The sequence below is a fragment of the Shigella sonnei genome, from assembly GCF_002950395.1.
Taxonomy (GTDB): domain Bacteria; phylum Pseudomonadota; class Gammaproteobacteria; order Enterobacterales; family Enterobacteriaceae; genus ECMA0423.
Map to the genome: position 1 here is coordinate 4,159,185 of NZ_CP026802.1, position 20,877 is coordinate 4,180,061.

A 20,877-nucleotide genomic window follows, 5' to 3' on the forward strand; every position below is an offset into this window, starting at 1 on the left:
ATGAATGCTCCGTTTACATATTCATCGCCCACGCTTAGCGTAGAAGCTCTTAAGCACTCTATCGCTTACAAGCTGATGTTTACGATTGGAAAGGACCCGGTCGTCGCCAATAAACATGAATGGCTGAACGCAACGTTATTTGCTGTGCGCGATCGTCTCGTGGAGCGCTGGTTACGTTCAAACCGTGCCCAGTTGTCGCAAGAAACACGTCAGGTTTACTACCTGTCGATGGAGTTTTTGATTGGCCGTACGCTCTCCAACGCCATGTTGTCGCTAGGAATTTACGAAGATGTACAGGGCGCACTGGAAGCGATGGGGTTAAATCTCGAAGAGCTGATTGATGAAGAAAATGACCCAGGCCTCGGTAACGGTGGCCTGGGACGTCTGGCGGCTTGCTTCCTTGATTCTCTGGCGACGTTAGGGTTGCCGGGGCGCGGTTACGGCATCCGCTATGACTACGGTATGTTCAAGCAGAACATCGTTAACGGTAGCCAGAAAGAGTCGCCAGACTACTGGCTGGAATACGGTAACCCGTGGGAATTCAAACGCCACAACACGCGCTATAAAGTCCGTTTTGGCGGTCGCATTCAGCAGGAAGGTAAAAAAACGCGCTGGATTGAAACCGAAGAGATTCTGGGAGTCGCTTACGATCAGATAATCCCTGGTTACGACACCGACGCGACCAACACGCTGCGTTTGTGGAGTGCGCAAGCCAGTAGCGAAATTAACCTCGGTAAATTCAACCAGGGTGACTACTTCGCGGCAGTGGAAGATAAAAACCACTCCGAGAACGTATCTCGCGTACTGTATCCGGATGACTCCACCTACTCCGGGCGTGAGCTGCGCCTGCGTCAGGAATACTTCCTGGTTTCCTCGACCATTCAGGACATTTTAAGCCGCCATTATCAGTTGCATAAAACCTACGATAACCTGGCGGATAAAATCGCGATTCATCTCAATGATACCCATCCGGTACTGTCGATTCCTGAGATGATGCGTCTGCTGATCGATGAGCACCAATTTAGCTGGGACGACGCGTTTGAGGTGTGTTGTCAGGTCTTCTCCTACACTAACCACACGCTGATGAGCGAGGCGCTGGAAACCTGGCCGGTTGATATGCTGGGTAAAATTCTGCCGCGTCACCTGCAGATCATCTTTGAAATCAACGACTATTTCCTGAAAACCTTGCAGGAACAGTATCCGAACGATACCGATCTGCTGGGACGGGCGTCGATCATTGATGAATCCAACGGTCGTCGTGTGCGTATGGCCTGGCTGGCGGTTGTTGTGAGCCACAAAGTTAACGGTGTATCGGAACTGCACTCTAATCTGATGGTGCAATCGTTGTTTGCCGACTTTGCGAAAATCTTCCCGGGTCGTTTCACCAACGTCACCAACGGTGTGACGCCGCGTCGCTGGCTGGCGGTAGCGAACCCATCGCTTTCAGCCGTGCTGGACGAACACCTGGGCCGTAACTGGCGCACCGACCTTAGCCTGCTTAATGAGCTGCAACAACACTGTGATTTCCCAATGGTTAATCACGCTGTGCATCAGGCGAAGCTGGAGAACAAAAAGCGTCTGGCAGAGTATATCGCCCAGCAGCTGAATGTGGTGGTGAATCCAAAGGCGTTGTTCGATGTACAAATCAAACGTATTCACGAATACAAACGTCAATTGATGAATGTGTTGCATGTGATTACCCGCTATAACCGCATCAAGGCCGACCCGGATGCGAAGTGGGTACCGCGCGTGAATATTTTTGGCGGTAAGGCGGCTTCGGCCTATTACATGGCGAAGCACATTATTCATTTGATCAATGACGTAGCGAAAGTGATCAACAACGATCCGCAGATTGGCGATAAGCTGAAAGTCGTGTTCATCCCGAACTACAGCGTTAGCCTGGCGCAGTTGATCATTCCGGCGGCAGATCTGTCTGAACAGATTTCGCTGGCAGGGACGGAAGCTTCCGGCACCAGTAACATGAAGTTTGCGCTTAACGGTGCGCTGACTATCGGTACGTTGGACGGTGCGAATGTCGAGATGCTGGATCATGTCGGTGCTGACAATATCTTTATTTTTGGTAACACAGCGGAAGAAGTGGAAGAACTGCGTCGTCAGGGCTACAAACCGCGTGAATACTACGAGAAAGATGAGGAGCTGCATCAGGTGCTGACGCAAATCGGCAGCGGTGTATTCAGTCCGGAAGATCCGGGTCGCTATCGCGATCTGGTTGATTCGCTGATCAACTTCGGCGATCACTATCAGGTTCTGGCGGATTATCGCAGCTATGTCGATTGTCAGGATAAAGTCGACGAACTCTACGAGCTTCAGGAAGAGTGGACCGCAAAAGCGATGCTGAACATTGCCAATATGGGCTACTTCTCTTCTGACCGTACTATCAAAGAGTACGCCGATCATATCTGGCATATCGATCCGGTGAGATTGTAAGTTCACCAATAAATAGAACGGGGCCAAAGGGTCTAATGCCAGTCAGTTAAGCAACTGACTGGCTCTTTTTCGGGGCTGTGGGGTATTTCCAGGGCCTCTCCTTTACCACTCTCGGGAAGGCCCTTTCCCTTCTCGTCGGTAATTTCACAAGTTGTCCCATACTTGCAAGATCGCGCATCAGCTCCGGTATACGTCCCGGTGAAGCGCCCTGCAATGTCATCAGCATTCTCATCACCATTCCGCATGATTCTGAGAAACTCAGTTGATTCGGCCAGTAACCTTTCAGATGTTCCGCCATTTTAATCATCTGATATCTCACCAGATTATAAGCCAGTAAGACACCCCACAGCTCTTGCTCCACAAGCTCCGGCTTTTTACTTCTCAGCGTCAGCCTGCTCAGTTGCATCGTCTGTTTTATCTCCCTGTATCCCAGTTCGATTTCCCAGCGATGACTGTACAGATCCGCCATTTCTCCTCCGGGGAAGCGCATGGCGTCCGTCATCGACGTCAGCAGATGGCAGACTTTTCCTTTGCGCGTCACGGTCAGCAGGCGGGCTGTCACTTCATTTCCCAGTCCCGGCCACTTTTTTCGTGCCTGCGGGCTGGTTTTCAGCTTCACCAGATGATCGCCTTTACCCAGTTTTCTGAGCTCTTCATATTGCGCTCCCTTTCTGAGAGGTATCATCCAGTGGCGGTGTTCTCCCGCCAGGCTCCAGGCATTTAACAGTCCCAGTGAGTAATAACCTTTATCCATTAACGTCAGAGTGTTATCGCCGGTTTGTTCTATAAGTTGCTCAGCAAGCTCATTTTCGCTGTTCTTCATCGTGCCGAAGGCTGCAGCCGTCAGCAGATGGCTGGTCAGTTCCATCTGGCAGACCATTTTGACCTGCGGGTAGAGCGCCGGGTTCCCGGCATGTGTCTGGCGGGGGAAGGCTGCATCGTTCTCTGGTGTATCCGGTGTGCGCCAGAACACACCATCGATGGCCAGCAGGGTCAGGCCGCACCAGTGCGGATGCGGCGTGGCGTTATGCCAGAGCTGCGCTGTTTTCGTGAACACGCGGCGGACAGCCTCACTTCCCAGGCGCTGGCGGGCCTGAATAACGGCACTGGGGGCAACGAAGGGGCGATTGCCCGGCAGCATGATGTCCAGGCGATTCACAATCTGGTGAAGAGGTTCTTTACGCTCAAGCGCCATGCCAACAATACACCAGACCATCATTTCGAGGGGAAGACGGCGCTTGCGTAGCGTTACAGTACCTGATTCGGCAAGGCAACGAGAGATGAGTTCGGGGTCGAGGTAATCCCCCAGAGAAGTCAGTGGGTTACGCAGAGAATCGTAACGGGATACCAGATCAAGAGCCTGTCCAATGTGCATAAAAAAATCCGGAAACAAGTGAGCGTTTCCGGATTCTTACACAGCCACTGGATCGGTCAACTGATCCTTAACTGATCGGCATTAGGCCAAAGGGTCCCGTTTTTTTCCGCCATCATTTCGGAAAAGTGTCCAGAAGGGGCAAGGGGACTCGGGGAGTATAATTTCACCATTCAAAAAGAATGGAAAGAATAATGCAAAACAGAAAATGGATTTTGTCCTCGCTGGTAATGACTTTTTTCGGCATCCCCATACTGACGCAATTTTTGGCGGCGGTTGTTGCTATGCTGGGTGTCGGACTTGCCGGTATTATTGAAGTTTGTAATATCCTTATCACGCCAACAAGTTACCTTCTGCTCAACATTTTTATGCTGGCGCTGGGCGCATTAATGCTATTTTTCTCGGGGCGAGTATGGGCAGGCGATAGTGCACCAGAAAAAAGAGAAATAGCCGTCTGGCGACAATGTCTTTTTTTAGTACCCGGTTTATTAATCCTGGTTGGCTGGATAATCGCGCTGCATCTGGCAGATTATCAATTTCACCAGATGGGATCGGGTTGGTTGGCTGATCTTATGCTCCCCTGGCTGGGCGTTTTGTTAGTCTCAGTAGTCGGAGGTGAGTACTGGTGGATAGTCATTATACCCGTTGGCGCGCATATCAGTTTTTCGCTGGGGTACGGCCGGCCAACCAGACATCCTTTAACCGGTACATCCGGGCTACGTTGCCGTAATTCCCTCCTGTTTATCCTTCTCATGCTTGGTTTTGTCGCTGGTTATCAGGGTTATTTATATAAACAGCTCAATCCCGGTGTCGGTGTGCGCGAAAATATTGATACCTGGGCCTGGCGACCCGATAAACTCAATAATCAACTGACACCACTGCGTGGTAAACCGCAAATTCAGTTTACGCAAAACTGGCCGCGACTCGATGGTGCTACGGCGGCGTACCCAATTTATGCCTCTGCATTTTATGCTTTAAGCGTTATACCGGAAGATTTTCACACCAGGGAATATCTGGAGAGCTCTCGTACCCCCGATGCGTATAACAGGATTGTTAAAGGTGATGCTGATATTATTTTTGTGGCGCAATCTTCCGGTGGGCAGAAAAAACGCGCTGAGGAATCGGGCGTTACTTTGCTGTACACGCCTTTTGCCCGTGAAGCGTTTGTTTTCATCGTCAATGCGGATAATCCGGTTAATTCCCTGACTGAACAACAGGTGCGTGACATCTTCAGTGGTGCAATTACCAACTGGCGTACTGTTGGCGGTAACGATCAGGAGATCCAGACCTGGCAACGCCCGGAAGACTCTGGTAGCCAGACGGTGATGCAATCCCAGGTCATGAAAAATGTCCGCATGATCTCGCCGCAGGAAACAGAAGTGGCAAGTATGATGGAGGGAATGATTAAAGTCGTTGCCGAATACCGTAATACAAACAACGCAATAGGTTACACCTTCCGGGTAATGACTCCAACTTATTGATAGTGTTTTATGTTCAGATAATGCCCGATGACTTTGTCATGCAGCTCCACCGATTTTGAGAACGACAGCGACTTCCGTCCCAGCCGTGCCAGGTGCTGCCTCAGATTCAGGTTATGCCGCTCAATTCGCTGCGTATATCGCTTGCTGATTACGTGCAGCTTTCCCTTCAGGCGGGATTCATACAGCGGCCAGCCATCCGTCATCCATATCACCACGTCAAAGGGTGACAGCAGGCTCATAAGACGCCCCAGCGTCGCCATAGTGCGTTCACCGAATACGTGCGCAACAACCGTCTTCCGGAGACTGTCATACGCGTAAAACAGCCAGCGCTGGCGCGATTTAGCCCCGACATAGCCCCACTGTTCGTCCATTTCCGCGCAGACGATGACGTCACTGCCCGGCTGTATGCGCGAGGTTACCGACTGCGGCCTGAGTTTTTTAAGTGACGTAAAATCGTGTTGAGGCCAACGCCCATAATGCGTGCAGTTGCCCGGCATCCAACGCCATTCATGGCCATATCAATGATTTTCTGGTGCGTACCGGGTTGAGAAGCGGTGTAAGTGAACTGCAGTTGCCATGTTTTACGGCAGTGAGAGCAGAGATAGCGCTGATGTCCGGCAGTGCTTTTGCCGTTACGCACCACCCCGTCAGTAGCTGAACAGGAGGGACAGCTGATAGAAACAGAAGCCACTGGAGCACCTCAAAAACACCATCATACACTAAATCAGTAAGTTGGCAGCATCACCCACCTTCCGTTATTACGCAACACAAATGAACGCCGATAAAAATATAAAACTGCTAGCGATTAACGGTATTGCACCGACTGCCGAAAACATTCGCAACGGCAAATATCCCTATATCGTCGATGCCTTTATGGTAACGCGGGAAAATACGACGTCAGAGACACAAAAATTGTTGGAGTGGTTTTTAACGCCGCAGGGACAGAGTTTGGTGGAAGATGTAGGTTATGTCCCGATGTATAAGACGCTACCTTAAAGCTGGATAATAAAAATGGAATTAGTTAATACATTATTTGCAAGCCTTGCCGGTACTGATCCCTTCACAGGCGTGGATATTACGATTGCCAACTGCAAATCGGCATACTGGGATGAAGGCATTGTTCAGCAACTTATTAACCAGGCCTTGGATGAAGGGGAAAAGTTCGTCGGTGCTGACGGTCTTGAGGGATTGCTTCGATATGATGTCACATTAAATATTGGCTTAACCTCCAGCAAGGTATGGCCGGGATTTTCCCTCGATACCGCCACCATTAGCCGTCTTTGTGCCTGTGGTGCTGATTTTGGATTTGACCCCTATATCAGTGATGTACCAGATGTTCAATGTGACCTGAACACGACAAATGACGTCACCGTACAATTTACGGCGATGCTAAATCCGGATGAGCGGGTGATAATAGCAAAGCGCCCGCTTAAAAAATGTGACTCCTGGATTGAGGATGTCTATATCTTTCAGGTCTTTAAAGATGCCTGGAAATTTCATAACAATAACAGTTTACGCGGATTTCGCGATAAGCAGGCCGAACTGAAACTCTACACGCGTCATTACTCAGTGGAAAATTGCGCAGAGGAAAGCTGTCGAGACTGCAATAGTTGCATTCGCCCCAGCTTTTCCCTTTCGCGTAGCGCCCTTATTCGCCTGAACGCGGCGAATGCTCGTTTTGTCTATCAACCGTTTACACGCGATCAGCGGGCGAGGGGGTAACTATGCAACCCAGCCCCGCCATGCAGGCATTAATTGAGCAGATTTATCACACCTTTCGTCGTTATCGGGTGCCGCAGAAATTTGTGGTTTGTTGTGAATATTGCCTGAGTCAGCAGGAACAAAAGGCATTACGGAGTACATCGTTACGAGCGATCCCGTATTCCTTAATCAATGCCTGGAATAGTAGCCCAGGGCCTGATCCGCAAAATAGCGATGAGGTCCGCTATTTTCTGCCGCGTTTACTGGAATTTGTTGCACAGGGGCATTTTGACAATATTCACGTAGTTTTTTCTCTGCGCCGTATCAACCTTGCCAACAAAGAAAACTGGCGTGCGGATGAACGGGCAATTTTAGGTAATGACTCCAACTTATTGATAGTGTTTTATGTTCAGATAATGCCCGATGACTTTGTCATGCAGCTCCACCGATTTTGAGAACGACAGCGACTTCCGTCCCAGCCGTGCCAGGTGCTGCCTCAGATTCAGGTTATGCCGCTCAATTCGCTGCGTATATCGCTTGCTGATTACGTGCAGCTTTCCCTTCAGGCGGGATTCATACAGCGGCCAGCCATCCGTCATCCATATCACCACGTCAAAGGGTGACAGCAGGCTCATAAGACGCCCCAGCGTCGCCATAGTGCGTTCACCGAATACGTGCGCAACAACCGTCTTCCGGAGACTGTCATACGCGTAAAACAGCCAGCGCTGGCGCGATTTAGCCCCGACATAGCCCCACTGTTCGTCCATTTCCGCGCAGACGATGACGTCACTGCCCGGCTGTATGCGCGAGGTTACCGACTGCGGCCTGAGTTTTTTAAGTGACGTAAAATCGTGTTGAGGCCAACGCCCATAATGCGTGCAGTTGCCCGGCATCCAACGCCATTCATGGCCATATCAATGATTTTCTGGTGCGTACCGGGTTGAGAAGCGGTGTAAGTGAACTGCATTTGCCATGTTTTACGGCAGTGAGAGCAGAGATAGCGCTGATGTCCGGCAGTGCTTTTGCCGTTACGCACCACCCCGTCAGTAGCTGAACAGGAGGGACAGCTGATAGAAACAGAAGCCACTGGAGCACCTCAAAAACACCATCATACACTAAATCAGTAAGTTGGCAGCATCACCCAATTTTACAGCGATTTGCCTGCCAGTATATGACTGATTGGGTATCCGGCGATGAAGCTGTCGAATTACAGTATATGCTGGAAATGTTTTTCCGTGCCGATATCGCTCTTGCGCCATTGCTGGATGCCATTAATTCAGTTCCCGGCTTTTGGTCGACCGTTTCTCTTGCCTGTTTATTGAACAGATATTGTGAGGATTATATCAGAGATAACCAGGACGATATCGATAACGCCATTACCACCCAAATCAATGCCTGGGCTAGAAATAATCATCCTTTACTGAAAGAAAGAGCGCGGCAAGCGATTGAGAACCCGCTAAAACAGCCCGAACCAATGACAGAATATCAGGTCTGGGAAGATGACTGGATAATTGATGAGTGTTTATGCGCGATGTATGACGCATCATCCGAATCACCAGGAAAATAAAAATGATTAAATTCCGGCTTTATATTCCCCCTGTAATTCTCGGTTTTGTTATCGTGCCATTATTGGTATGGCCGACGGTTATTGTCTTAGCCGTGCTTATATTCACGTTAACTTTTCTGGCAGAAATAATATTCTCCTTTCCGCTCCTGGTTGTGCGTATTTCTCTTCAGGAATTACAACTTGAGTTAATGGTTGAATATGCACTTTTTTTCAGTGTAATGGCTGGCATCGGTTGGCAATTCTCCCGCAGAACGCCTCCTGAATTAAAAAACAGACTGCATTGCTGGCTGGTCTTTTCGCCGGTCTATTTCTGGTTAATTCTCTCGAATTTCATTCTTTATATTTCTCCAGAGAAATCAGCGTTGCTGGAAAATATCCGAAATTTCTTTCTGACGTTTGTCTGGCCTCCCCTGAATTTTTCCCCTTTTTGGCCGCAGCCTTGGACTGATTTTGTCGGCCCGATTAGTGCACAGCTTGGTTTTGCATTGGGATATTATTGCCATTGGTGCAGAAAAAATAGAAACCAGAGGAAGAAGTGGGGCGATTGGGTAACGTGCTTAAGTTTGGCGATTTTAGCTCAGGGGCCGTTATTCAATTATTTACAATGAATAGTCTAAGGAATCCAAATAGCCCGGTTGCACTTCAACCGGGCATCATCCTTACGACGCCAGCGACAACTTCTGCTGCGTATATTCCACCAGCCACTGACTCACACGAGATTGTTGATCCGCATTCAGCCACATGCCTTGTTTTGTGCGACGCCAAAGGGCATCGTCGGTGCGGCGGACCCATTCGTGATCCACCAGGTATTTCAGTTCCGCTTCGTAGAACTCATGACCGAAATCCTCCCCGAGGTCGCTTATCGCCCCCGCATTGCCGAGCAGCAGCTCGCTGTTGCTGCCGTAAGTGCGTGCGTAATGACGCGCCAGCGATTCAGTCAGGAATGGATAGCGACGGCGCAGACGAGCTGCGTAATCGTCGCGGTCGCCTTCAATGGCACCACCCGGCAGCACGCTCTCTTTCGTCCATGCCGGGCCAATGCCCTGATAATACGGCGTCAGTTTTTCCAGCGCATGTTCCGCCAGTTTGCGGTAGGTGGTCAACTTACCGCCGAATACCGACAGCAGCGGTGCTTTGCCGTTTTCATCATGGATATCAAGGGTGTAATCACGGGTAATAGCCTGCGGCGAGTCGGACTCATCATCACACAGCGGACGCACACCGGAGTAGGTCCAGACGATATCGTCACGGCTTAACTGCTTTTTAAAGTGCGTGTTATACACTTTCAGCAGGTAATTGATTTCACTCTCTTCAATCTTCACCGCTTTCGGATCGCCTTTGTATTCCACATCGGTGGTGCCGATGATGGAAAACTCGTCCATCCACGGGATCACGAACACAATGCGTTTATCTTCGTTTTGCAGAATGTAGGCCTGCTTTTGGGTATGCACGCGCGGCACCACAATATGGCTGCCTTTGATCAGGCGAATGCCATAAGGCGAAGGCAGATGCATCCTGTCGTCGAAGAACTGTTTCACCCACGGGCCGGTGGCGTTAACCAAGCCGCGCGCTTGCCAGCTATATTTTTTGCCGGTATCGATATCTTCCGCTTCCACAATCCACAGGCCGTTTTCGCGGCGAGCAGAGGTGGCGCGAGTCCGAGTAAGCACTTCGCCGCCTTTACGCACCACCATCTGGGCGTTGGCGAGTACCAGACGGGCGTCGTCTACCCAACAGTCAGAATATTCGAATCCGCGCTTAATTTCCGGTTTTAACACTGAATTTGCGCCAAAACGCAAACCAGTTGATCCCGGCAGGCTGGTGCGTTTACCCAGATGATCGTACATAAACAGACCAATGCGAATCATCCACGCCGGGCGCAGATGCGGACGATGTGGCAGGCGAAAACGCATCGGGAAGGCGATATGCGGAGCCATTTTCAGCAGCACTTCACGTTCAGCCAGCGCCTCGCTGACCAGGCGGAATTCATAGTGCTCAAGGTAGCGCAGGCCACCGTGAATGAGTTTTGAACTGGCGGAAGAGGTCGCGCAAGCGAGATCCTGCGCCTCCAGCATCAGCACGGATAAACCGCGTCCAGCGGCGTCTGCCGCGATACCAGCACCATTGATGCCGCCACCTATCACAATCAGATCTTTGGTTTCCATGCTGCCCTCATTCACTTTCGTTAAAGCTCATAAATGTTCGTTATCGAACATATTAGCAAAGAATCGCGCTTTAGGTAACATTGAAAAAACATTTTAGAGTGATATGTATAACATTATGGCGTTTATCTGCCGCTTCGACGTAAACTGTGCGGTAAATTTGCCCACTTGTTTGTAAAGAAAGAGAGACGCATGGATCAGTTCGAATGTATTAACGTTGCCGACGCGCACCAGAAGTTGCAGGAAAAAGAGGCGGTGCTGGTCGATATTCGCGATCCACAGAGTTTCGCTATGGGGCATGCGGTGCAGGCTTTCCATTTAACCAACGACACGCTGGGCGCGTTTATGCGTGATAACGACTTTGACACTCCGGTGATGGTGATGTGTTATCACGGCAATAGCAGCAAAGGCGCGGCGCAGTATCTGCTGCAACAGGGCTACGATGTGGTCTATAGCATTGACGGCGGCTTTGAAGCCTGGCAACGTCAGTTTCCCGCAGAGGTGGCGTACGGCGCGTAACGCTTTATACTGTCCCCTTTTGTGTGGAATAAGCGACAGCAACGATGTTGATGATTACCTCTTTTGCTAACCCCCGCGTGGCGCAGGCGTTTGTTGATTACATGGCGACGCAGGGTGTTATCCTCACGATTCAACAACATAACCAAAGCGATGTCTGGCTGGCGGATGAGTCCCAGGCCGAGCGCGTACGGGCGGAGCTGGCGCGTTTTCTCGAAAACCCGGCAGATCCGCGTTATCTGGCGGCCAGCTGGCAGGCAGGCCATACCGGCAGTGGCCTGCATTATCGCCGTTATCCTTTCTTTGCCGCCTTGCGTGAACGCGCAGGTCCGGTGACCTGGGTGATGATGATCGCCTGCGTGGTGGTGTTTATTGCCATGCAAATTCTCGGCGATCAGGAAGTGATGTTATGGCTGGCCTGGCCATTCGATCCAGCACTGAAATTTGAGTTCTGGCGTTACTTCACCCACGCGTTAATGCACTTCTCGCTGATGCATATCCTCTTTAACCTGCTCTGGTGGTGGTATCTCGGCGGTGCGGTGGAAAAACGCCTCGGTAGCGGTAAGCTAATTGTTATTACTCTCATTAGCGCCCTGTTAAGCGGCTATGTGCAGCAAAAATTCAGCGGGCCGTGGTTTGGCGGGCTTTCTGGCGTGGTGTATGCGCTGATGGGCTACGTCTGGCTACGTGGTGAACGCGATCCGCAAAGTGGCATTTACCTGCAACGTGGGTTAATTATCTTTGCGCTGATCTGGATTGTCGCCGGATGGTTTGATTTGTTTGGGATGTCGATGGCGAACGGAGCACACATCGCCGGGTTAGCCGTGGGTTTAGCGATGGCTTTTGTTGATTCGCTCAATGCGCGAAAACGAAAATAATTCCAGGGATTTATAAATGAAACAAACACAACGTCACAACGGTATTATCGAACTGGTTAAACAGCAGGGTTATGTCAGTACTGAAGAGCTGGTAGAGCATTTCTCCGTCAGCCCGCAGACTATTCGCCGCGACCTCAATGAGCTGGCGGAGCAAAACCTGATCCTGCGTCACCATGGCGGTGCGGCGCTGCCTTCCAGTTCGGTTAACACGCCGTGGCACGATCGCAAAGCCACCCAGACCGAAGAAAAAGAGAGGATTGCCCGCAAAGTGGCGGAGCAAATCCCCAACGGCTCGACACTGTTTATCGATATCGGCACCACGCCGGAAGCGGTGGCGCACGCGCTGCTTAATCACAGCAATTTGCGTATTGTCACCAACAATCTCAATGTTGCTAACACGTTGATGGTAAAAGAAGATTTCCGCATTATTCTCGCCGGTGGCGAATTACGCAGCCGCGATGGCGGGATCATTGGCGAAGCGACGCTCGATTTTATCTCCCAGTTCCGCCTTGATTTCGGCATTCTGGGGATAAGCGGCATCGATAGCGACGGCTCGCTGCTGGAGTTCGATTACCACGAAGTTCGCACCAAGCGCGCCATTATTGAGAACTCGCGCCACGTTATGCTGGTTGTCGATCACTCGAAATTTGGCCGTAACGCGATGGTCAATATGGGCAGCATCAGCATGGTAGATGCCGTCTACACCGACGCCCCGCCGCCAGTAAGCGTAATGCAGGTGCTGACGGACCATCATATTCAACTGGAGCTGTGCTGATCCTGCACGGCTTCCCACGTCAGACCAAAACGCGCCAGGTATTTGCGTAGCCGATCCGCGTCATTGACGCTGGCTTTGCCCTGGCGCGAAACATCAAAAAGCTGTCGTCCGGCTGCAGAAAGCGACTTTGCCTGGCGGCAGATAGCGATAACGTGTTCCAGTTGCATACGGTCGAAGAGATTGATGTTTTCTGCCTCTGCGCCCAGCAACGCCGTAAGCGCGGAGGGGCGGCTCTCCTGCCAGTTATAGCGCAGACGGTTTATCTCATCTTCAACCACGTCCAGAGTGATGCGTCCGCTAGTGGCAAAGGTGGCCATCCGCGTGACGCTGGCAGAAAGTTCGCGAAAGTTACCGCGCCATGTTGCCTGGGGAGAGGTCGCAAAAGCCAACCAGGCGCGCCGCGCTTCGGTGTTAAAACGCACGCTGTCGCCAGTGAGTGTGGCGTGGCGCTCCACTTCATAATCAAGGTTCGGTTCAATATCTTCCTGGCGCTGGCGTAGACCCGGCAGGGTGAAGGTCCAGAGATTGATCCGCGCGTACAGATCTTCGCGAAATTTGCCTTCGGCAACCAGCTGGCGCAAATCGCGCACCGTTCCGGCGATAAGCTGAAAATCACTGCTCACCTGGCGATCGCTGCCAAACGGGTAAAAGGTTTTCTCTTCAATGGCTTTTAGCAGCATTGCCTGTTCGTCTGCGCCCAGTTCGCCAATCTCATCAAGAAACAACATTCCGCCGTTGGCGCTGCGTAATAAACCTTCACGAGATTACCGCGCCCCGGTAAACGCGCCTTTTACATGACCAAACAGCGTCGACATGGCGGTATCGCCGCGCAGGGTGGCGCAGTTCACTTCCACAAACGCGCCGCTAAACTGATGCCGCGCCTGTTTTAACTCGAAGATGCGTCGCGCCAGAAATGACTTGCCCGCGCCGGTTGGACCGTTAAGCAGAATCGGCGCGCGGGATTTGATCGCCACTTTTTCGATCTGCTCAATCATGCGGTTGAAGTGGGGGTTACGCGTGGCAATGCCGGACTTAAGAAAATCAAGCGTTTGCTGGCGTTCCTCGGCAAAGCGGCTGGCGATGGCGTTATAACGGCTTAAATCGAGATCGATAATCGTCACTTCACCTGCGCCGCGCGGCTGTTCTTTTTTGCGCGGAGGTGAAGATTGTATCAGCCGGGCGGGCAGGTAACGCGCTTCCGCCAGCAGAAACCAGCAAATCTGCGCGACGTGGGTGCCGGTGGTGATGTGAATTAAATAGTCTTCTTTTTCTGGCTGAAACTCGTAACCACGGGCGAAATCATGCAGGCAGGCGTAAACCTCTTCGAAATCCCACGGGTTATGCAGTTCAATCTCAACGCCCACGACTTCTGTTTCTGGCGAAACGCTGGCGATATCGCGTTTAAGCGTTTCGAATAGCGAGCGCGAGCGAGTGTCGTGCAACAATTCCAGCCGATCGATGACTAACGATTCTTGCTGGCATAAACAAAGCGTCGGACGCCATTTCGACCAGCGCTGACTGCCGCGTCCGGCATAATCCAGCACGGTACCGACAAAGCCAAAAGCCACTGTTTTACGCATCTTAGATATCCTTATAAAAGACGATATTTCATTATCGGTGAATTGGTTTTGTGGAAAATCTCCGTTTACGGACGTAAAGATTTAACCTATTTAAAAACAATGAATTAAAAAATTAATCTGCTTATTTAATTTTCTGGCACGACGGTTGCAATTATCACGACAGCAAACAACGAAGGTGATGCTGCCAACTTACTGATTTAGTGTATGATGGTGTTTTTGAGGTGCTCCAGTGGCTTCTGTTTCTATCAGCTGTCCCTCCTGTTCAGCTACTGACGGGGTGGTGCGTAACGGCAAAAGCACTGCCGGACATCAGCGCTATCTCTGCTCTCACTGCCGTAAAACATGGCAACTGCAGTTCACTTACACCGCTTCTCAACCCGGTACGCACCAGAAAATCATTGATATGGCCATGAATGGCGTTGGATGCCGGGCAACTGCACGCATTATGGGCGTTGGCCTCAACACGATTTTACGTCACTTAAAAAACTCAGGCCGCAGTCGGTAACCTCGCGCATACAGCCGGGCAGTGACGTCATCGTCTGCGCGGAAATGGACGAACAGTGGGGCTATGTCGGGGCTAAATCGCGCCAGCGCTGGCTGTTTTACGCGTATGACAGTCTCCGGAAGACGGTTGTTGCGCACGTATTCGGTGAACGCACTATGGCGACGCTGGGGCGTCTTATGAGCCTGCTGTCACCCTTTGACGTGGTGATATGGATGACGGATGGCTGGCCGCTGTATGAATCCCGCCTGAAGGGAAAGCTGCACGTAATCAGCAAGCGATATACGCAGCGAATTGAGCGGCATAACCTGAATCTGAGGCAGCACCTGGCACGGCTGGGACGGAAGTCGCTGTCGTTCTCAAAATCGGTGGAGCTGCATGACAAAGTCATCGGGCATTATCTGAACATAAAACACTATCAATAAGTTGGAGTCATTACCAACAACGAAAAGAGAAAAACAAAATGAATTACGAATTACTGACCACTGAAAATGCCCCGGTAAAAATGTGGACCAAAGGCGTGCCGGTAGAAGCCGATGCGCGTCAGCAACTTATTAATACGGCGAAGATGCCGTTTATTTTCAAACATATTGCGGTAATGCCTGATGTACACCTGGGTAAAGGTTCCACCATTGGTAGCGTGATCCCGACCAAAGGGGCGATTATTCCGGCGGCGGTGGGCGTGGATATTGGCTGTGGAATGAACGCGCTGCGTACCGCGTTAACGGCGGCAGACCTGCCTGAAAACCTGGCGGAGCTGCGTCAAGCGATTGAAACGGCCGTACCACACGGGCGTACTACCGGGCGTTGTAAACGTGATAAAGGCGCATGGGAAAACCCGCCTTTTAACGTCGATGCGAAATGGGCTGAGCTGGAGGCCGGTTATCAGTGGTTAACGCAAAAATATCCGCGTTTCCTTAACACTAACAACTATAAACACCTGGGAACGGGTAACCACTTTATTGAAATCTGCCTTGATGAGTCGGAGCAGGTGTGGATTATGCTGCACTCCGGTTCACGCGGAATTGGTAACGCCATCGGGACTTACTTTATCGATCTGGCGCAAAAAGAGATGCAGGACCAACTTGAGACGTTGCCGTCGCGTGATCTGGCGTACTTTATGGAAGGTACGGAATACTTTGATGATTACCTAAGAGCCGTGGCCTGGGCGCAGCTTTTCGCCAGCCTTAACCGCGATGCGATGATGGAAAACGTGGTAACGGCATTGCAGAGCATTACGCAGAAAACGGTCAGACAGCCACAAACGCTGGCGATGGAAGAGATCAACTGTCACCACAACTATGTGCAAAAAGAACAGCACTTTGGTGAAGAGATCTACGTGACGCGTAAAGGCGCGGTGTTTGCGCGTGCTGGTCAATATGGAATTATTCCAGGGTCGATGGGAGCAAAAAGCTTTATCGTCCGTGGGCTGGGAAATGAAGAATCTTTCTGTTCGTGCAGCCACGGTGCCGGGCGGGTAATGAGCCGTACTAAAGCGAAAAAACTGTTCAGCGTGGAAGATCAAATTCGTGCCACCGCGCATGTGGAATGCCGTAAAGATGCCGAAGTGATCGACGAAATCCCGATGGCGTATAAAGATATTGATGCGGTGATGGCGGCACAAAGCGATCTGGTGGAAGTTATCTATACCCTGCGTCAGGTGGTGTGCGTAAAAGGATAAATGATGAAAAGGATGATTGCGCTGGATGGCGCACAGGGCGAAGGTGGCGGGCAGATCCTGCGCTCGGCGCTGAGCCTGTCGATGATAACCGGCCAGCCATTTACCATCACCAGCATTCGTGCCGGGCGGGCGAAACCGGGGCTGTTGCGCCAGCATCTGACCGCGGTAAAAGCGGCTGCGGAAATTTGTAGGGCAACGGTGGAAGGCGCGGAGCTGGGGTCGCAGCGTCTGGTCTTCCGGCTTGGCACCGTGCGCGGCGGCGAGTACCGCTTTGCTATCGGTAGTGCCGGAAGCTGTACGCTGGTGCTGCAAACGGTGCTGCCCGCGCTGTGGTTTGCCGATGGACCTTCGCGTGTTGAAGTGAGCGGAGGCACCGATAACCCGTCGGCCCCGCCTGCGGATTTTATCCGCCGGGTGCTGGAGCCGCTGCTGGCGAAAATAGGAATTCATCAGCAAACCACGCTGTTACGTCACGGTTTTTATCCTGCCGGAGGCGGCGTGGTGGCAACGGAAGTCTCGCCCGTGGCATCGTTTAACACCTTGCAACTTGGCGAGCGCGGGAACATTGTGCAGATGCGTGGAGAAGTTCTATTAGCTGGTGTGCCGCGCCATGTTGCTGAGCGTGAAATCGCTACACTGGCGGGGAGTTTTTCCCTGCATGAACAGAATATTCATAACCTGCCGCGCGACCAGGGGCCGGGTAATACCGTCTCGCTGGAAGTCGAAAGTGAAAATATCACTGAACGCTTTTTCGTCGTCGGTGAAAAGCGCGTCAGTGCCGAGGTGGTAGCCGCGCAGTTAGTGAAAGAGGTGAAACGCTACCTGGCAAGCCCGGCGGTAGTGGGGGAATATCTCGCCGACCAGCTGGTGCTACCGATGGCGCTGGCGGGCGCGGGAGAATTTACGGTCGCCCATCCTTCATGCCATCTGCTGACCAATATCGCCGTGGTGGAGCGTTTCTTGCCGGTGCGGTTTGGTTTGATAGAAACAGATGGCGTAACGCGGGTGAGTATTGAATGATGTAAAGATGTAAACCGGATCCAATGCATTATCCGGCTAAACTCACACCCCATATCCCATCATCTTCAGCAGTTTCTGCGCGTGTTGTACCGCGGCCTGACGGTGGGCGACGCCGAGTTTTTGGTACAGATTGCGGATATGCGTCTTGATGGTGGTTGCCGCCACTTCCAGCTCGCCCGCAATTTGCTCATTGCTGTAACCGGAGTAGATCAGCCCCAGGACCTGCCATTCACGTTGGGTCAACGGGCTGGTGCGGATCAGTTCTGGCACTTCCGGATGATTCAGCAGACGTTCAACGAAATTCTCATCGAAATGGGCGAATTTATGCCGATGATGTTGATTGATTTCTCGCAGAATACGCTGCGCGCGATGCTGTTCCAGTTCCGGCAGCGTATTGAGTTGAATCAGCTGGCGCAGTTGTTGCGCCATCGCTTCGCCTTCGATGACAAAATGACTGATAAATCCGGTGCGATTCGCCAGTTTTAATGCGTCCAGCAACACGCGCTGGGCGTCACTTTTACGTCCGGCCTGCCAGTACAGTTGATTAAGCAGCAACAGGTTACGGTTGAGATCGCTCATCAACCGCAGACTGCGGGCATTTTCATTGAGTTCTTCGAGAACAATTTCCGCAGGTTCAAACTCGCCCAGCAAGATTTGTGCGCGGGCAATGTTGCGCCATTGACCTTGCAGGAAGTGGTTGTTCGCAAACTCCGGTTTAGCCGTATGACGCAACCAGTTGGCAGCGGCGGCTTTATCGCCGGTCATTTGCCAGTAAATCACCCGGACTTTGTTGGCGTTAGAGATCCAGTCGCTGTGATATTTGCCATTCCCCAGCAGGTTTTCCAGACGGTTCAGCTGGCTACGGGCGTTATCTAAATCACCACGGGCCAGCGAGCATTGAATCAACATTGCCAGGCACTGAAGCTGTTGCTGTGGCTGATAAGACGACAAGACTTCAATCCCGCTACGCGCCGACGCTTCGGCTTCATCCAGCCGTGCCCAGGCCCATAACAGTTGTGCTCGGATGCGCACCAGAAACTCATGCATCGGCAGCTGTTCCAGATGCTGCTCGTTGATCAGCTGGAACGTTTTTTCCTGTGTTTCCCACGCGGTTTGCAGGAACCCTTGGGCAAACAGAATTTCACTTTGCTGGATTAAACTCCATAAGGCGTAGTGCCAGACGTCGTGCTGGCGTGCCATCTGTTCGGTTTGCTGCATTAGCGCCAGTGAGCGGGTCAATTCGCCTTTGCAGTGCAGCACTTCACCCAGCACCGAGGTTGCTACAATGCGGCTATAGAACCAGCCCGGTGGCAGCTCTTCCAGTGCCAGTTTTGCCAGCCGTTCCGCTTCATCCGGATTACCATCGTTAATCGCCACCTGGGCGCGCAGAGCGTTAAATTCTGCGTGCATGGTGCCTTCTCTGATGTCCTTGATTTCATGTTCAGCACGGGCTAGCAGGGTGTTAACTTCGCCATAGCGATGTTGGCTTTGCATTAGCCACGCCTGCAATAACACTAACTGCGGATTTTCCAGCAAACTGTCCCACGGCAGGGCCTTAAGCGACTCTTCCAGCAGCGACAGTTCGCTATGGTTGAACAAACTCCAGGCGTGATTAAGCAGAATATCGCGCAGCATCAGCGCATCGCCTGCCGCCAGCGCATGATGAATCGCTTCGCTGGGAAATCCCTGGGCCATCCAGCTTTCTGCGGCGGCACGGTGGATTTCCGGCAGCTCCGCCGCCAGTTCCCACTGGCAGCGCTGGCGCAGGAAGTTGCCAAACAGCGGGTGATAGCAGAACCACTCGCCGGTATCATCCATCCGCTGTAAAAACAGCCCCTGACGCTCAATCTCTTCGAGACGCATTTGCCCGTTTTCTTCGCCAGTCACACGGGTGATGAGGGCATCGTTCATTGAGCGCAAAATGGCGCTTTTCAACAGAAAATGGCGCGTTGCGAGATCGACGTTATCCAAAACCTCATCGACCAGATAATCCGAAAGATGGCTGGCATTGATTCCCGCCAGGCGGCGTGCCGACTTATGGGCTGAGTGGGTATTCTGCCGGGCGGAGAGGGCGATTAGCTGTAGTGCCGTCGCCCAACCGGAAACGTCATCGCAAATCCAACTGCTTTCTGCGGCTTCAATCGGCGATGACAGACGGCAATCAAAAAACTGCTTCGCTTCCTGATGGGTAAATGCCAGTTGCTGACTGCCAATTTCCAGCAGTTGGTCACGAACACGCAGATTGGCAATGCCCAGTTGCGGAAGGTTGCGTGACAACACCACCAGGGTGAGATTTTCTGGTTGATGGCGAATAAAGAAGCGCATTGACTCGTGGATCACTGGATTAGTGATCAGATGATAGTCATCGATGACCAGATAAAGTGGGCTATGCCATTCCGCCAGCTCAATGAAAAGCTGGGCGAAGAGTGACGTCAGGCTGGCATATTGCCGTTTTTGCGCCATCGTCTCACATATCGCACAGTGACCGTTGGTTGCCTGCTGCACGGCGGCAATGAGATAGCTGGCGAAACGCTCTTGCTGGTTATCACCTTCATCCAGCGAGTACCAGCCGATATCGTTTTTGCCTGCCGCCCACTGGGAAATGAGGGTGGTCTTTCCGTAGCCCGCAGGACTCGTGATCAGCGCCAGCCGGAAGTTGTTCGCGCCGGAAAGTTTAGCCAGCAGGCGCTCACGAACCACGGTATGGTCGAGTCGAACCGGACGACTTAGTTTTGACGGAATCAGCATAGTTAATCACTTCACTGTGGAAAATGAGGAAATATTATTTTTTTGCGCTTCGTAATTAATGGTTATAAGGTCGGCCAGAAACCTTTCTAATGCAAGCGATGACGTTTTTTTATGTGTCTGAATTTGCACTGTGTCACAATTCCAAATCTTTATTAACAACTCACCTAAAACGACGCTGATCCAGCGTGAATACTGGTTTCCCTTATGTTCATCAGATTCATTTAAGCAAGGGTTTCTTCTTCATTCCTGATGAAAGTGCCATCTAAAAAGATGATCTTAATAAATCTATTAAGAATGAGATGGAGCACATTGGATATTTTACTTGTGAAACTGTTTCACTCCTTTACTTAATTTATAGAGTTACCTTCCGCTTTTTGAAAATACGCAACGGCCATTTTTTGCACTTAGATACAGATTTTCTGCGCTGTATTGCATTGATTTGCTGC

At 51.5% G+C, this 20,877-nt stretch carries 14 protein-coding genes and 5 pseudogenes; 13 read left to right on the forward strand and 6 right to left on the reverse strand.

The window, feature by feature from the left end:
- Window positions 1-2,448, forward strand: coding sequence for a glycogen phosphorylase (gene glgP / locus C1P89_RS21460; protein ID WP_000993449.1), 2,448 nt, complete (start codon window positions 1-3; stop codon window positions 2,446-2,448).
- Window positions 2,449-2,494: 46 nt separating this feature from the next.
- Here the strand turns inward: glgP and C1P89_RS21465 are convergent, their stop codons facing one another.
- Window positions 2,495-3,841: an IS4-like element IS4 family transposase gene (locus tag C1P89_RS21465; RefSeq protein WP_000483769.1), complete on the reverse strand. Its 1,347-nt coding sequence runs from the start codon at window positions 3,839-3,841 to the stop codon at window positions 2,495-2,497.
- A gap of 173 nt (window positions 3,842-4,014) precedes the next feature.
- Here C1P89_RS21465 and C1P89_RS26375 point away from each other — a divergent pair.
- A pseudogene (locus C1P89_RS26375) lies at window positions 4,015-5,280 on the forward strand (PstS family phosphate ABC transporter substrate-binding protein); the annotation flags it as partial.
- A 14-nt stretch (window positions 5,281-5,294) separates the two neighbouring features.
- Here the strand turns inward: C1P89_RS26375 and C1P89_RS21475 are convergent.
- Window positions 5,295-5,992 (reverse strand): IS1-like element IS1A family transposase gene (locus tag C1P89_RS21475; protein ID WP_094096600.1). Its coding sequence is split into 2 segments (ribosomal slippage): window positions 5,295-5,743 and window positions 5,743-5,992, totalling 699 coding nucleotides; the frame shifts between segments, so codons are not numbered across the junction.
- A gap of 56 nt (window positions 5,993-6,048) precedes the next feature.
- On the opposite strand from C1P89_RS21475, the pseudogene C1P89_RS21480 reads away from it, so the two are divergent.
- The 3 genes and pseudogenes from C1P89_RS21480 to C1P89_RS21490 form a co-directional block, all read left to right on the forward strand.
- A pseudogene (locus C1P89_RS21480) lies at window positions 6,049-6,297 on the forward strand (phosphate ABC transporter substrate-binding protein); the annotation flags it as partial.
- Between the two features lie 15 nt (window positions 6,298-6,312).
- Window positions 6,313-7,023, forward strand: coding sequence for a YbbD family protein (locus C1P89_RS21485; RefSeq protein ID WP_000424543.1), 711 nt, complete (start codon window positions 6,313-6,315; stop codon window positions 7,021-7,023).
- Between the two features lie 2 nt (window positions 7,024-7,025).
- Window positions 7,026-7,376: pseudogene (locus C1P89_RS21490) on the forward strand (hypothetical protein); the annotation flags it as partial.
- 15 nt (window positions 7,377-7,391) lie between these two features.
- On the opposite strand, the gene C1P89_RS21495 reads toward C1P89_RS21490, so the two are convergent.
- Window positions 7,392-8,089, reverse strand: a protein-coding gene (locus tag C1P89_RS21495) for an IS1-like element IS1A family transposase (RefSeq protein ID WP_237158176.1) whose coding sequence is annotated in 2 segments (ribosomal slippage) — window positions 7,392-7,840 and window positions 7,840-8,089 — 699 coding nt in all. Because the reading frame shifts where the segments join, the coding sequence is not laid out codon by codon here.
- A gap of 57 nt (window positions 8,090-8,146) precedes the next feature.
- On the opposite strand from C1P89_RS21495, the pseudogene C1P89_RS21500 reads away from it, so the two are divergent.
- Window positions 8,147-8,569: pseudogene (locus tag C1P89_RS21500) on the forward strand (hypothetical protein); the annotation flags it as partial.
- Between the two features lie 2 nt (window positions 8,570-8,571).
- On the forward strand, window positions 8,572-9,177 hold the full coding sequence (locus C1P89_RS21505) for a hypothetical protein (protein WP_000589359.1): 606 nt from the start codon (window positions 8,572-8,574) through the stop codon (window positions 9,175-9,177).
- A 51-nt stretch (window positions 9,178-9,228) separates the two neighbouring features.
- Here C1P89_RS21505 and glpD read toward each other — a convergent pair whose 3' ends face one another.
- Entirely contained in the window at window positions 9,229-10,734 is a 1,506-nt protein-coding gene (gene glpD / locus C1P89_RS21510) for a glycerol-3-phosphate dehydrogenase (RefSeq protein ID WP_000448138.1), read from the reverse strand.
- Between the two features lie 189 nt (window positions 10,735-10,923).
- On the opposite strand from glpD, the gene glpE reads away from it, so the two are divergent.
- The 3 genes from glpE to C1P89_RS21525 are packed head-to-tail and all read left to right on the forward strand — an operon-like array spanning window position 10,924 to window position 12,900.
- The gene (gene glpE / locus C1P89_RS21515; protein ID WP_000371928.1) at window positions 10,924-11,250 is read left to right on the forward strand and encodes a thiosulfate sulfurtransferase GlpE; all 327 of its coding nucleotides are present in this window, start codon (window positions 10,924-10,926) and stop codon (window positions 11,248-11,250) included.
- 44 nt (window positions 11,251-11,294) lie between these two features.
- Window positions 11,295-12,125, forward strand: coding sequence for a rhomboid family intramembrane serine protease GlpG (glpG, locus tag C1P89_RS21520; RefSeq protein ID WP_000928722.1), 831 nt, complete (start codon window positions 11,295-11,297; stop codon window positions 12,123-12,125).
- Between the two features lie 16 nt (window positions 12,126-12,141).
- On the forward strand, window positions 12,142-12,900 hold the full coding sequence (locus C1P89_RS21525) for a DeoR/GlpR family transcriptional regulator (protein ID WP_000815099.1): 759 nt from the start codon (window positions 12,142-12,144) through the stop codon (window positions 12,898-12,900).
- Here C1P89_RS21525 and rtcR read toward each other — a convergent pair.
- Window positions 12,882-14,480, reverse strand: a pseudogene (rtcR, locus tag C1P89_RS21530) (DNA-binding transcriptional regulator RtcR). The gene C1P89_RS21525 and the pseudogene rtcR overlap by 19 nt on opposite strands.
- A gap of 229 nt (window positions 14,481-14,709) precedes the next feature.
- On the opposite strand from rtcR, the gene C1P89_RS21535 reads away from it, so the two are divergent.
- The 3 genes from C1P89_RS21535 to rtcA all read left to right on the forward strand — a co-directional run bounded on the left by C1P89_RS21535 (window position 14,710) and on the right by rtcA (window position 17,683).
- Window positions 14,710-15,407 (forward strand): IS1-like element IS1A family transposase gene (locus tag C1P89_RS21535; RefSeq protein WP_094096600.1). Its coding sequence is split into 2 segments (ribosomal slippage): window positions 14,710-14,959 and window positions 14,959-15,407, totalling 699 coding nucleotides; the frame shifts between segments, so codons are not numbered across the junction.
- A gap of 38 nt (window positions 15,408-15,445) precedes the next feature.
- The gene (gene rtcB, locus C1P89_RS21540) at window positions 15,446-16,663 is read left to right on the forward strand and encodes an RNA-splicing ligase RtcB (RefSeq protein WP_001105453.1); all 1,218 of its coding nucleotides are present in this window, start codon (window positions 15,446-15,448) and stop codon (window positions 16,661-16,663) included.
- 3 nt (window positions 16,664-16,666) lie between these two features.
- Window positions 16,667-17,683 (forward strand): RNA 3'-terminal phosphate cyclase, encoded by a 1,017-nt coding sequence (gene rtcA / locus C1P89_RS21545; RefSeq protein WP_005140388.1) that lies wholly within the window; start codon window positions 16,667-16,669, stop codon window positions 17,681-17,683.
- Between the two features lie 42 nt (window positions 17,684-17,725).
- Here the strand turns inward: rtcA and malT are convergent, their stop codons facing one another.
- Window positions 17,726-20,431 carry an HTH-type transcriptional regulator MalT gene (malT, locus tag C1P89_RS21550; RefSeq protein ID WP_000906997.1) on the reverse strand — a complete coding sequence of 902 codons (2,706 nt, stop codon included), beginning with the start codon at window positions 20,429-20,431 and terminating at the stop codon, window positions 17,726-17,728.
- Between the last annotated feature and the right edge of the window lie 446 nt (window positions 20,432-20,877).